At 42.5% G+C, this 14,467-nt stretch carries 6 protein-coding genes; all 6 read left to right on the top strand.

Annotated elements, in window-relative coordinates:
- Positions 1-59: 59 nt before the first annotated feature.
- Positions 60-4,556 carry a family 20 glycosylhydrolase gene (locus tag LKD42_RS11020; protein ID WP_248835711.1) on the top strand — a complete coding sequence of 1,499 codons (4,497 nt, stop codon included), beginning with the start codon at positions 60-62 and terminating at the stop codon, positions 4,554-4,556.
- A 162-nt stretch (positions 4,557-4,718) separates the two neighbouring features.
- Positions 4,719-5,402 carry a response regulator transcription factor gene (locus tag LKD42_RS11015; RefSeq protein WP_147631810.1) on the top strand — a complete coding sequence of 228 codons (684 nt, stop codon included), beginning with the start codon at positions 4,719-4,721 and terminating at the stop codon, positions 5,400-5,402.
- Complete coding sequence (locus LKD42_RS11010) at positions 5,399-6,955, top strand: sensor histidine kinase (RefSeq protein WP_248835710.1); 1,557 nt, start codon at positions 5,399-5,401, stop codon at positions 6,953-6,955. Before LKD42_RS11015 ends, LKD42_RS11010 begins: the two co-directional genes overlap by 4 nt.
- Complete coding sequence (locus LKD42_RS11005; RefSeq protein ID WP_147631812.1) at positions 6,945-7,136, top strand: (2Fe-2S)-binding protein; 192 nt, start codon at positions 6,945-6,947, stop codon at positions 7,134-7,136. The genes LKD42_RS11010 and LKD42_RS11005 overlap by 11 nt, the downstream gene beginning before the upstream one ends.
- A 208-nt stretch (positions 7,137-7,344) precedes the next feature.
- On the top strand, positions 7,345-11,961 hold the full coding sequence (locus LKD42_RS11000) for a discoidin domain-containing protein (RefSeq protein ID WP_248835709.1): 4,617 nt from the start codon (positions 7,345-7,347) through the stop codon (positions 11,959-11,961).
- 515 nt (positions 11,962-12,476) lie between these two features.
- Positions 12,477-14,117, top strand: coding sequence for a fibronectin type III domain-containing protein (locus tag LKD42_RS10995; protein ID WP_147631814.1), 1,641 nt, complete (start codon positions 12,477-12,479; stop codon positions 14,115-14,117).
- Positions 14,118-14,467 lie beyond the last annotated feature (350 nt).

Here is a 14,467-nt window from a genome sequence, read left to right as displayed (position 1 = left end):
TGTTAAAATTAGATATGTTTTTAGCAACATTTGATAACATAACGAAGAGGAGGAAGTTTATGTTTAAGAAAAAAATGAAACAGATCGGTGCTATGGCCATGGCAGCGAGCATGATCCTTGCTTCTGTACAGCTCCCGCCGCTTGCAGCAAATGCAGCAGAGAATACCAACCTGGCATTGAGTGCAACGGCAACAGCATCCAACTCAGAAGGCGGAAACGAAATCGCAAAGATCAATGACGGTAATATGAACACCAGATGGTCACATGATCAGAGTAATACTTCATGGGCACAGCTTGCCTGGGCTGAGAGCAAAACCATGAAGAGTTTTGTTATCAACTGGCAGCGAAACAATGCAGTTAATTATACACTGCAGGTATCTGATGATGGTCAGACATGGAGAGATGTATACACTGCAACACAGGCACCGGCAACGACAACGGACAAGATTACACTGGATACTGCAGTTACCGGAAAATTCCTGCGGTTAAATGTTACAAAGATTGAACCGACCAATGCAGGAGTTACCTGGAATGCAATTTCTGTATGGGAACTGCAGGTATACGAAGGTGATATTCCAGATACCAGAACACAGGCTGCAAAGATTGCGGATTCTATGACTGCTCCGACCGTTACAGCAGATACGACAAAGATTCCGATGCCGACCGTTCCGGAAGGATATACGGTAGAGTTTGATGCAGATTATGAGCAGATCATCGGAAGTGACGGCACCGTTTACAAACCGCTGCAGACCAAGACCGTAAAAGGATTTTACCAGATCAGCAATGCAGACGGCACAGATAAAGCACAGTCCGCAGAGTTTACCATTACGGTTCCGGGACGTTATACAGATGCAGAAGGAGCCAATGCAAAACCGGATGTCATCCCGGCACTGCAGGAGTGGCATGGCGAGACCGGTGATTTCGTGATCCAGAGCAGCAGTAAGATTGTTTATGCAGACGGACTGGAAGCAACGGCAAAACAGTTTGCAGAAGATTACAAAGATATCACAGGAAACGATATCCAGACCGTAAAAGGCAGCGAATCCGATGCCAAAAAAGGTGATTTTTATCTGACACTGAACAGCACAGACCAGGGTCTTGACGAAGAAGGCTATATCATGACGATCGGTGACAGCGTAAAGATCGAAGCAGAAAAAACAACCGGTGCATACTGGGGCGTGATCAGTGCACTGCAGATTTTAAAACAGAACAAAACAACGATTCCGAAAGGTATCACAAGAGATTATCCGAAGTACGAAGTGCGTGGGTTCATGCTCGATGTCGGAAGAAAAGCTTTTGATTTCAATACCGTAAAGGAATTTGCAAAGAACATGGCATGGTACAAGATGAACAACTTCCATCTGCACCTGTCCGACAACCTGATCTTCCTGGAAGATTACGCTACGATTGATGAAGCGGTAGAGAATGCATATGCAGGTTTCCGTCTGGAATCTGAAATTCCAAATCTGACATCAGAAGATACATACTATACAAAAGAGGAGTTCCGTTCTTTCATTAAAGACAGCAGAACCATGGGTGTCAACATCATTCCGGAATTTGATATGCCGGCACATGCCCTGGCGATCACAAGAGCGTTCCCGAACCTTATGACCAAAGAGGCAGGCGGAAACCACAGATACCTGATCGAAGAACTGGATATCCGAAAAGATGGTGCACTGGATGCAGCCAAATCCGTATGGGCACAGTACTTCGAAGGTGATGATCCGGTATTTGACAAAGACACCACGGTACATATCGGAACCGATGAATTCCACGGAAACGGCGGAAATGAATATTTCAGAAGCTTCTCTGATTCCATGATCAAGTACATCCAGGGAACAGGACGTGACGTCCGTATGTGGGGAAGCCTTTCCAACAAAAACGGTAAAACCCCGGTTGCATCCAAAGATGTACAGCTGAACATCTGGAACACCGGATATGCAAATCCGAAGAATATGTATGACCTGGGATATGACCTGATCAATACCCTGGAAGGAAGCCTTTACATTGTACCTTCTGCAGGATATTATTCAGACTACCTGAATTCCCAGAACCTTTACAACAACTGGGTACCGAATAATTTCAGCGGTACTGTTTTAAGAGCCGGAGACAAACAGGTACTCGGCGGTACTTATGCAATCTGGAATGACCAGATCGGTACACGCGGAAACGGTATCACAGAATACGATGACTTTGACCGTTTCTTCCAGCCGCTGCCGTCCTTAAGTGAGAAGATGTGGGGCGAAGGAACCGACAGGACTTACAGTGAGATGCGTGCCGTTGCAGAAAAAGTGGATACTGCACCGAACACAAATCCATACTACGAAGCAGATTCCGTAGGCAATGATGTGATTGATTACTCCTTCGATGATGAAAAAGTTTACGATGAATCCGGAAACAACCATGATTCTGTAAGCGAGAAGAACGTAGAAGAAGTAGCAGGCAAGAGCGGAAATGCACTGAAACTGAACGGCGGCGAGAGCTACGTAGAGACTCCGGTTGACATGGTCGGACCGACAAGCGGAAAGACAGCCGGCAGCAGCATTTCCATGTGGGTCAAGAGAGATGCAGCCAGCGACAACAGTGAGCAGGTTCTCTGCGAGACCAACACAAAATTCAACACCTATGCGATCAAAGCAGTCCAGAAGAATACCGGAAAAGTCGGATTCTCAAGAGAAGGATATGATTATTCCTTTAACTATGAACTGCCAAAAGATGAATGGGTATACCTGACCATCAATGGTTACAAAGACAAAGCAGAGCTTTATGTAAATAATAAATATGTATCATCCGCAGCTTTGGACAACGAGACAAAGACAAGCGGTTCAAAAGTTGCCACACTGGTACTTCCGGTTGAGTACATCGGAAGCAAGACCAATAGTTTCAAAGGTCTGGTAGACGAACTGACGGTAAGTGCAGATCCGACTACCGTATCCAAAAGCGGAAATGCTCTTTCCAGAGCGGGCTGGACAGTATCTGCCTGCAGCCAGGAGAGTTCCGAAGGATCGGCACAGAATGCAATCGACGGAGATGACACTACATTCTGGCATACAAACTGGCGTACACCGGATGTCATTTCCGGTACACACAATCATTACTTTGAAGTAACACTGCCAGAAGTTCAGACGATCAGCAGACTTTCCTGTCTGCCAAGACAGAACAGTGCAAACGGCCGTATCTTCAAATATGATATCGTTGTTACAAAAGCAGACGGAACCGAGACAACCGTTGCAACAGACGGTACCTGGGCAAATGATGCATCTGAAAAATTTGCAGACTTTGATCCGATCGAAGCAAAGAAAGTGAAACTCGTCATTAAAGATGCAGGAAGTGATAATGCCGGAAAACACGGAACTATCGCAGAACTGAATCTGTATGCTGCTTATGGAAAAGCAGATGTACAGAAAGCATATAATACTTATGTAAACTACAAGAGTGAAGACTACACCGGCAAAACCTGGACATTCTTTGCAGATGCCCTGGCAAATGCAAAAAAGGTACTGGATAACGCAGACAGCACTGCAGCAGCATATTCCCAGGCATACACAAACCTGACCAATGTTGCAGCACAGCTGGAAACAACAAAAGACAAGCTGACAAGAGTCCTTACCGGATATCAGAACTTTGATACCACAGGATACAGCGAAGGAAGCATTGCAAACTATCAGAAACAGGTAAAAGAAGCAGAAGAACTGCTGAAAAAAGAAGGTGCAACAGGAGTAGATTTTGCCAGAGCACTGGAGAATCTGAAAAAAGCAAAAGCAGCACTGAGCACGGAAGAACCGGCAAAAGCAGATAAGACTAACCTGACAGCAGCAGTTGCTGAGGCAGAAAAAGTAAACAAAGCAGATTACACCGATGACAGCGTAAAAAGCTTTGAACAGGCTCTGACAGCAGCAAAAGCGGTACTGGAAGATACTTACGCAACACAGACCGAAGTCGATGCAGCAGTTAATACTCTGAAACAGGCAACTGATGCTCTGGTTAAGAAGACAACTCCGACGCCAGATCCGACCCCGACACCGAATCCGACACCTACCCCAAATCCTACACCGGGTAAAGATGATACAGCAAAAGTACCGGCCAAGGGAAGCAAGTTTACAGACAAAAAGACAGGTCTTGTATACAAAGTTACCAGATCCGATGCGAAGAATGGTACCGTGACGGTAACAGGAACAACCGCTGCGAAGAAGAATGCGAAGAAAGTTACCATCCCGGCAACTGCAGTAAAAGATGGTTATACATTTAAAGTAACCGCGATTTCTGCAAAAGCATTCCAGAACAGAAAGAAATTAAGCAGCGTAGTGATCGGTACGAACGTTACGAAGATCGGTTCGAAAGCATTCTACAAAGATGCAAAACTGAAAAATGTTACCTTCAAAGGCAATAAGGCAGTGAAAGCAGGAAAAAATGCATTCAAGGGAATCAAAGCAAATGCAAAAGTAACGGTTCCTTATAAGATCAGTAAGAAGAATCTGAATAAGATCAAGAAAGCAGTTAAGAGTGCCGGAAAGAAAGTAGTAATCAAAAGGAAAGACATTGTAATACCATATTAAAAACAGGAAAGCAGAAAATGCAGGCAGATGATTCTGTCTGCATTTTCTGTATGCAGATGCAGTCGCATTCAGTGGAAGTTCTTCCGGTTTTGAGATGAATATTCACAAAACGGACATAATTCTCTGCTACGATGAAAGAAAAAGTGACAGGTGGAGAAAACAATGGACAAATTGAAGATTTTAGTAGTAGATGATGAAAGCAGGATGAGAAAACTGGTCAAAGACTTCCTGGTAAAGCGAAACTTTGAAGTCCTGGAGGCAGAAAATGGGGCAGATGCGATCGATGTTTTCTTTTCGGAAAAAGACATTGCACTGGTGATCCTGGATGTTATGATGCCGAAAATGGATGGATGGCAGGTATGCCGTGAGATCCGGCAGTATTCAAAAGTGCCGATCATTATGCTGACAGCAAGATCGGATGAGAGAGATGAGCTGCTGGGATTCGAACTGGGTGTCGATGAGTACATATCCAAACCGTTCAGCCCGAAGATTCTGGTTGCAAGAGTAGAGGCAATTCTTCGAAGAACCAACACACTGGCAGCAGAAGAAATCTTAAAAGCCGGCGTGATCGAGGTAAACAAAGCAGCACATCAGGTTCTGGTAGACGGAAAGAATGTGGAGTTGAGTTACAAAGAATTTGAACTTCTGAGCTATTTCATGGAAAACCAGGGCATCGCACTTTCCAGAGAAAAGATTCTGAACAGTGTGTGGAATTATGACTATTTCGGTGATGCGAGAACCATCGATACGCATGTGAAAAAGCTGAGAAGCAAACTTGGAAAAAATGCAGACTATATCAAGACCATCTGGGGTATGGGATATAAATTTGAGGTGGATGAACCATGAGAAAATCGCTGAAAACGCAGATCGCGGTACTTTTTATCGGCCTGATTGGATTTGTGTTTCTGGCAAACTGGTGTACGAATAATTTTTTGCTGGAGCGTTATTATGTAGCGAAGAAGGAAGCGGCATTGCAGCACATTTACGATGCTATGAATAAGGTGGAAGATGAGGATGATTACCTGACAGATGAATTTGCAGATAATCTCTCGGAATTTTGTACACGTTACAATTTAAGTGCGATCATTCTGACGGATGAGTTCGTGCCGCTTTATGGTACGGAGAATTATCAGAAGCAGGAACTTCAGGGGCGGCTCTGGGGTTATCTGATGGGAATTGATAAATCAGAAACAGAGGTACTCAAAGAAACCGATGATTATGCAATCCAGAAAACAAAAGATTTCAAGGAAGATGTAGATTATCTGGAAATGTGGGGCGAATTTAATACCGGTTATTACTTTATGATGCGTGTTCCGATGGACAGTATCCGAGACAGCGTGCGTACCTCAAATGAATTTCTGGGATATTTTATCATCATTGGTCTGGCAGTCAGCATGATTCTGATTTCCTGGATGTCACGTAAGATAACGACGCCGCTGCAGGAACTGACAGAGCTTTCCAAACGCATGGCAGACCTTGATTTTGACGCAAAATATACGAGCGGCGGACAGAATGAGATCGGGCAGCTTGGCGAGCATTTCAATCAGATGTCCGAGACGCTGGAGCGGACGATTTCAGAACTGAAAACGGCAAACAATCAGCTTCAGAGTGATATTGAGGAGAAGATACAGATTGATGAGATGAGAAAAGAATTTCTCTCCAATGTATCGCATGAGCTGAAAACACCGATCGCACTGATCCAGGGATATGCAGAAGGACTGAAAGAATGTATCAATGACGATGCAGAAAGCCGTGATTTTTACTGCGAAGTGATCATGGATGAAGCGGCAAAGATGAATAATATGGTCAGGAAACTGCTGACACTGAATCATCTGGAGTCGGGCAAAGATGCCATTGTTTTTGAACGTTTTGATCTGACTAAACTGATTCACAGCGTGGTAAATTCCGCGGAACTGCTGGCAGATCAGAAAGGTGCAAAAATTTTATTCAATGAAACAGAAAGTCATTATGTCTGGGCGGATGAATTTAAGACCGAAGAAGTTGTGACAAATTTTGTATCCAATGCAATCAATCATGTGGATTTTGATAAAGTGATCGAGATCAAAATGAAAAAAGAAAATGGAAAAGTGCACACCAGTGTGTTTAATACCGGTGTACCGATTCCGGAGGCAGATATCGATAAAATCTGGATCAAATTTTACAAGGTTGACAAGGCAAGGACGCGAGAATACGGCGGAAGCGGAATCGGCCTTTCTATTGTCAAGGCGATTATGGACTCCATGCATCAGAAATTTGGCGTGAAAAATTATGACAATGGCGTAGAATTCTGGTTTGAACTGGAAGCAGACAATGGCAGAGAAATGAAAAGTGAGATGACAGAAGAATTTACAAAACAAGTGGAAGTGAAAGAGGAGAAAACAGAGCGGAATGAACCGTAATTATGTAGTATGTGAATGTACCGGCACGACGGTCGGACAGATCGAACAGGCGGTACAGCAGGGCGGTCGAACATTTGATGATGTGAAAGCAAGGCTTGGTGTCGGAAAGCAGTGTATTAAGTGCAAAGATCTGATATCGTTGCTGATTGAAAGCTACGTGGAAGATCTGGAAGAAGAATAGAAATGAAAAGAGATGCAGGCTCCTGTTCCCTGGATGGAATGGGAGCCTTCGTGTTTGTAAAATAAACGTCGAGTGTGGATATGCGGAACAAGCATTTTGTTTCTGTTTTTTAGAAAACCAGCAAAAACCATGTACAAAATAGACAAAATCAGATATAATAATACGGTATCGTTATAAAAAACAGAGAGGAAATAAGAAAGGAGACAGAATGAAAAAGAAAAAATGTATAGCAGCAGGTGCTCTGGCAGCATTTCTGTTGTGTGAAAGTCTGTTTACACCGAATCTTGCCGGAATGGGAGCCGGTCTTTTGAAAGTGCAGGCAGCGGCAGCAAACGTAGCACTCAATAAAGAAGTTACCTCTTCTGCAAATGAATCAGCAACATGGAGTGCAGACAAAGCCGTTGACGGCGATAAAACATCAGACTCCGGAAGATGGTCTTCCGGTGATATGGGCACAAACCGTGACAATCCACAGTGGCTGGTGATCGATCTTTCCGCAGCGACAACAAACGTTGAATCGATCAATATTTATTTTAATTTGAAGGCATGGAGTACAGAATATCAGATCCAGACCAGTGATTCCAACGGGGCAGATGCCAACTGGGAAACGGTTTATGAACTGTCGCGTGACAGTGCAAATGTACAGAGAAACGATCCGGATGTGATCAATGCCTCGGATCTGAGTAAGGCAGAATTAAAACGATATGTACGTTTCTATTTCAAAAAAGGAAATATCAATGGCTGGAAATGTATTTCCGTGCGTGAGATCGAGATCATGGGAACACAGTCCGGAATGATTGAGACGGCGGCTTCTGTATTGAAGAACCTGTCCGGCTTGACTGTGGGAGCAAATGAGGAAGAACTGGTGATTCCAAATGCTTCTGAACAGTATGATATTTCCATATATGGAAGTGAGCTGGATCAGTTGCTCACGGAAGATGGAAAAGCATCTGCAATGAGAATTGCTGACCGTTCTTTTAATGTTATTTTAAAAGCGACCAATAAAAATGACCCGCAGGATACAGCAAAGAAAAATGTGACGGTAACGGTCAAAGGCAACACGAACAAGTATCCGGAACTGTTCAAAAAAGTGAGCAATCCAAATCCAATGCCAAAAGTCCTGCCGACCATTCAGGAATGGTATGGCTACGAAGGCAATTTTAAACTGACAGAGCAGTCCAGGATCGTGGTAAATGATGCGGCTGGGGTTGATGCGGAAGAAGCGGCAAAAGAAATGCAAAGTGATATCCACGATATCTGTGGTCTGGATCTGGAGATTGTAAAAGGAACAAGTGCCGACACAAACGATATTTATCTGGAATCACAGACAGAAGATGTCTATGATGTCGGAAAAGAAGGTTATCTGATGGTTAATGGCGATGCTGGACTGAAAATTTATTCTTCCACCAAAACAGGCCTTCTTTACGGTACTGTGACCGTAGAACAGATCCTTTATCAGGACAGTGAACATGCAAATGTGCCAAAAGGTGTGATCCGTGATTATCCGGCATATGAGATGCGAGGCGTGATGTTTGACATTGCCCGTATCCCTACAAGAATATCATTCCTGAATGATTATACAAAAATCATGAAATGGTACAAACTGAATGAGATGCAGCTTCATATCAATGATAATCAGTGGTCAGATCCGGCGTATTCTGCAAAATATGAGGATTGGGCAGATACCGAGGCTTCTCACAGACTGGAATCAGAACTTTTTCCGTCTCTTGCAACACAAAAGTCCAAATTTGTAAAAACAGGAGACAGTGAGGATCGCTATGACTACTATTATAATGTACATACCGGTAAAAGCGGTGAGCTTTACTATACAAAAGAAGAATTCCGCAAGATGAACGAAGAAGCAAAGGCATACGGTATTCAGGTTGTAGCGGAGTTAGATACACCGGGACATTCCGCAGCTTACACCAAATATGTTCATGACCATCAGGAAGAAGTGATCAAATCACTTGTAAAATACGGCTATCTGAAGGCGGCAGATTATCTGAACGCAGACGGAAATGTAAAACAGGGAGCTTCTTTCTACATTCACAACCCTGGCAACTGGGAACTCCTGGCACTGGACGATCAGAGCAGCAATGCACAGATCAGACAGAATGCGATCAATGCAAGAATCTTTATGAAAGCACTGTTTGATGAATATCTCGGAGGAATTGACGGAATTGATGCGGTTTTTGATGCAAAAAATGTCAACGCAGGTGTTGATGAATACTGGGACAGAACCGATGCAAATAAAGAAGCTTTCCGCCGTTACATGAATGAGATGTACAGCTATCTGCATGATAAGTATGATGTTGAAGTGGAAATGTGGGGAGCGATGGAAGTCTTAAAGGGAAATACAAAGGTAAATAATAATATTATCCTGAATATGTGGTCTGCTACAGAGGACAGTCCGAGTGCGAGACTGGCAGAAGGCTTCCGTCTTATCAATGTACCGCAGACATATCTTTATAATACACCTGGACGTTATCACAAAGATATGATCCAGGAAAATAATCTTTTCTATAACTGGGATCCGTCTGTGTTCAGCGGCGGAGTGAAGACGGATAAAGGTGATCCGCAGGTACTTGGAGCCAAGACAGCACTCTGGGGCGATGAGAACCGCGAGGGTATCACAGAAGCCGATCTGAATGAGCGTTATCTGCGTGCGGCAGCCATGGTATCACAGAAAACCTGGGGCAGCAATAAAGAAACAAGCTTTGTAAACTATGAGCAGACCTTTGATGCATTACGCGAGGGACCTGGAACTGCTATTTCCTATGATGTGGAAAGTGTTTCAGATGTAGTGCTGGACTATGATTTTGCAAACTTATCCGCGGATGGAGAAATCATTTATGATGCCAGCGGGAATGCTTACAACGGACAGGTGAGCGGTGGAGAAAAAGCAGAAAAAGACGGCGAAACCTATCTGAAATTTGATGGCAATACGCTTATCCGTACACCACTGACGACACTTGGTTATCCATATACGATGAGTTTTGATGTATATCTGGACGGTACAGAAAAGAATACGAAAGAATCCTCTCTGTTCTCCGGTTATGACGGAAGACTGCAGCTTGCGGGTATCAATGGTTCCCTGAGCCTGAACCGCGATTATTTTAATCAGTCCTTTGAGTGTCAGGTAGAAAAGAATAAAAAGCACCGGATCACGGTCGTAGGAACGTATCAGACAACAAAACTGTATGTAGATGGTGTGTTTAAAAAGATTCTTTATGCGGCAGCCAGCGATCCGGAGAACAATGGTGCACTCGGTGCAAGTACCTGGACAGATGCAGACAACAATTACCGCAGCACCTTTGTGTTCCCATTAAATGAGATCGGAAAGAATTTCTCCGGTTACCTTGGAAATATCAAAGCATATAACAAAGCACTGTCCACAGAAGAACTGGCAGCAGAAAATGTTGGTGCAACGCTTGTGGATGTGGCGAGAAACCGGGGAGCATATGCCGATCTTGGCAACAAAGGCTACAAAGGGGATGAGATGCGTCTCTATCCGGCATGGAAGGCAACCGACGGAGACGGACATGTAACCGGAACAAGCGGAGTAAGTACCTCTTACGAATCCAGATGGTGCTCTTCTGACCGAAATGATGATTTCCTGATGATTGACCTTGGAAGAGAAAGAAAGGTATCCAAGGTTGTGATCGACTGGGCAGCAGGACGTTATGCGACAGCATACGACATTCAGGTATCAAACGATGGTGCCGACTGGAGCACAGTAAAATCCGTCAGCGGAAATGAAAAAGCATGGACTGAGGACAGCTTTACAGAAACATCCGCACGCTATGTCAGAATGAAGGGTGTACAGCGAAAAGCAAGTGAATATGCAATCTGTGAAATGAAAGTATACCAGAGCGTTGACAGAAGTGCCCTGAAAAATGCATATGAGGAAGCAAAAACGATCTTGAAAAATACAAAAGCTGATTTTGCTTATGCATCTGCAAACACAGATGAACTGGCAGAATTATGGAATGCGTCTGTGAGAGCAAAAGCGGTATACGGTGATGTCATGGCTGGTCAGGAAGAACTGGATGCGGCAAAAGCTGAGCTGGAAAGTGCACAGAATGTTTACCTGAAAAAAGTTACAGGATGCAAAGAAACTCTGACGGAAGAGATAAAGGTGTCTGAAAAAATCGATCTCTCAAAATACACTTCTGAAAGTGCAGCCAAATATCAGGAAGCACTGAAACGGGCGAAAGAGATGCTGGATCGAGCAGATGCACAACCGGAAGAATTGGACGCAGCAAAGAAAGAACTGGAAGAGGCAAGAAAAGCTCTGACGGAAAAAGCAGAACAGCAAAAACCAGATCCGACGCCGACACCAAATCCAAATCCGGCACTGGATACTGTCAAAACGGTACCGAAAAAGGGAACGGTATTTACCGACGGAAAAGGAATCAGCTATAAAGTGACCAAATCCGATGCAAAAAAAGGAACGGTTGCAGTAACCGGAACCAGGAAAAAAAGAAATAAGATCACCATTCCGGCAACCGTTACGAAAGATGGCTATACCTTTAAAGTAACGGAAATTGCAGCAAAAGCTTTCCAAAACAATAAAAAACTGACGACTCTGGTACTCGGAGCAAATATCAGAAAGATCGGAACGAAGAGCTTCTATAAAAACAGCAAACTGAAGAGTATCACCTTCAAGAACAAAAATGCAGTTAAGATTGGCTCACAGGCATTCAAAGGAATCAAAGCAACTGCAAAAGTGACCGTTCCGAAGAAAATGACGGCAAAGAATTTTGGCAAGCTGAAAAAAGCAATGAAGAGTGCAGGGAAGAAGGTTAAATACAAGAAAAAATAGAGAATTACCGGTAGTTCCCCGGCGGATGTAAGGAATGGAAATATCGCATGTTTTATTAAGATGCTGTTTGCAAGTGAATAGTATTATTGTGTGTGCAAATGAACGAATTCCCCAAAGGGCACGTGAAAGTGCCTTCTTGGGAATTGTTCATTTTGCACATTGCCAAAAGCTCCTGGCTTGCCAGGGGTCTCTTAAGCGGAAATGCGTTTCCGGCCAGAATACAAAATGTGAAACCGAAAGAGATCGAATCATAGTGATGGAAATTTGTTGCCGTCACTGTGAGTCGGTCTTTTTTGCTCTCAAATAAAATATAACACTTCTATGAACACACTTTTTTTACAAAACTATTTTTATGACGTTTATTTGCACATTTAAAATCTTTGAGGATAAAACATTATAAAAATTCAGAAAAGAATTGAATAAGAAATACGTATATGCTATCATATTTTGTATAAATGTGCTGAAAATTTCGGCATAAAAACAAACTGAAAGGACAACAAATAAAGGAGGAAAACATGAGAAAAGGGAAAAGATTTTTTAAAGCTTTTGTACTTGCGGCAGCTTTTTGTGCAATGAGCACAGTGCCGTATACAAGTCATGCATCAGCGGTGGATGTTCCGCGTGCGGCATCCGATAATACATTTGCTACTGCAAGCAGGATCAACATGGGTGATACGTTGAATGGAAGTATTACAGAAACCAAAGATTATAATAATTATCAGTTCCAGCTGGACAGTGCCGGATGTATTACTCTTAATATGACAGCATATATGCGATATTATTGTATCAGAATTTATGAGACGGATGGTACAGAGATCTGGTATACAGATTCTAATGAATGGAATGAAACAGTTGGTTACCGCCGTGATGAGTATAATATTTATCTTGAAAAAGGAACGTATTATATACAGATCAATGGGTACAGAAGAGAGGATTATGATAAAGTTACCGGAGAGTATACTTGTCGTACATCCTTTACCTCATCTGGAGTGACAAATCGAGAGGATGATAATTCGTTTGCGGATGCAAATAATATTACGATTGGAGATAAAATTGTAGGGCAGATATCTGTAAATGATGATTTTGATACATATAAGTTTACATTATCGCAGGTTGGCTGCGTCAAACTTGAAATGACATCCTATATGAAATACTATGGTATAAAACTTTTTAATTCAGATGGAGAACAAGTTTGGTATAGTAATCAGAATGAATGGAATGAAACGGTTGGCTATCGCAGCGACACGTATGATTTATATCTGGAAAAGGGAACATATTATCTTCAGGTTGATGGATATCGGGTTTATGACTGGGATAAAGCTACTGGCAGATATGTATGCAATACTTCCTTTACAGCATCAGGCGTATCGTTTGATGGAGATGATAATGATTTCAGAACTGCAAAGCAGATATCATGGAATAAGACATATGTAGGTCAGATTTCGGAAAATGATGATTTTGATAACTATATTTTCAACGTTTCGAAAGATCAGACGGTAGCAATTGATATAACATCATATATGCAATATTACAGTATACAAATCTTTGATGCGAATGGAAAAGAAATCTGGGACACACATTATAACGAATGGAACAGTAATGTCGGATATCGTAAAGACTCGCAGAATGTTGTCCTGAGTGCCGGAAAATATTATCTTCAGATTAATGGATATCGGGTTTATGACTGGGATAAATCCACCGGAAAATATGTTTTCTCTGTTTCTTCTTTGAGTCAGGCAAATTGTAATCATGATTACAGCAGCAAATGGGTAGATGCTACTTATTTTGAGAAGGGATACCGTCTCTATACATGTGAGAAGTGTGGTAAGAAATATAAGGATGATTATGTTGCGAAAAGACAACTGGATCAGGGAAGCATTTCTTCTTGGTATTCAAGTAGTGGAAAGGGAAAAATCTATCTTCGGTGGTATACAATATCGGATGCATCAGGTTATCAGATTCGTTACTGTAAGAAAAAATCTATGAAGAGCGGTGTAAAAGTGATGACTGTTAAAGGACAGCGTAAGTATAAGAAGACGATCAGCAAACTGTCCAGAAGAAAGAGGTATTATGTTCAGGTTCGGGCATATAAGAAATCTGGCAAAAAAACAGTTTATGGCAAGTGGTCACAGAAATATATGCTTAAAACAAAATAGAGATTCAGAAAAGATTTCTACATATAATTAGATAATAGCGAAAAAATAAAGTTCAGACAGCAAGAGTGTATTGGAAACCGTGTTTTCCGTATGCTCTTGTTTTTTATATAGGGACAAGATTGGATTGAACATATTGCTTGAATTATAGATATAAAAGTAATAAACACGAAAATTTTGACTTCTAAGAAAAAACTTTAAAAATTTTGAAAAAAACTGTTGACAGATCCGCACAACAGTGGTATCATACCAACTGTTGCGGCGGAAACGCAGAAACAACGGAGCCTGAGAGATACAGGCAGTCAGGGAATCATCCAGACGATCCGGGGACGGAATCAAAAAGATGAAAAAAG

The sequence above is a fragment of the Hominisplanchenecus faecis genome, assembly GCF_020687205.1.
Lineage (GTDB): Bacteria > Bacillota > Clostridia > Lachnospirales > Lachnospiraceae > Hominisplanchenecus > Hominisplanchenecus faecis.
The sequence above is the reverse complement of the archived record's forward strand: the minus strand, read 5'-3'. Positions and strand labels throughout refer to the sequence as shown.

Excerpts from the sequence above, each read along its gene's own strand:
- LKD42_RS11020 (WP_248835711.1), top strand. The coding sequence starts at position 60 with ATGTTTAAGAAAAAAATGAAACAGATCGGTGCTATGGCCATGGCAGCG.
- LKD42_RS11015 (WP_147631810.1), top strand. The coding sequence starts at position 4,719 with ATGGACAAATTGAAGATTTTAGTAGTAGATGATGAAAGCAGGATGAGA.
- LKD42_RS11010 (WP_248835710.1), top strand. The coding sequence starts at position 5,399 with ATGAGAAAATCGCTGAAAACGCAGATCGCGGTACTTTTTATCGGCCTG.
- LKD42_RS11005 (WP_147631812.1), top strand. The coding sequence starts at position 6,945 with ATGAACCGTAATTATGTAGTATGTGAATGTACCGGCACGACGGTCGGA.
- LKD42_RS11000 (WP_248835709.1), top strand. The coding sequence starts at position 7,345 with ATGAAAAAGAAAAAATGTATAGCAGCAGGTGCTCTGGCAGCATTTCTG.
- LKD42_RS10995 (WP_147631814.1), top strand. The coding sequence starts at position 12,477 with ATGAGAAAAGGGAAAAGATTTTTTAAAGCTTTTGTACTTGCGGCAGCT.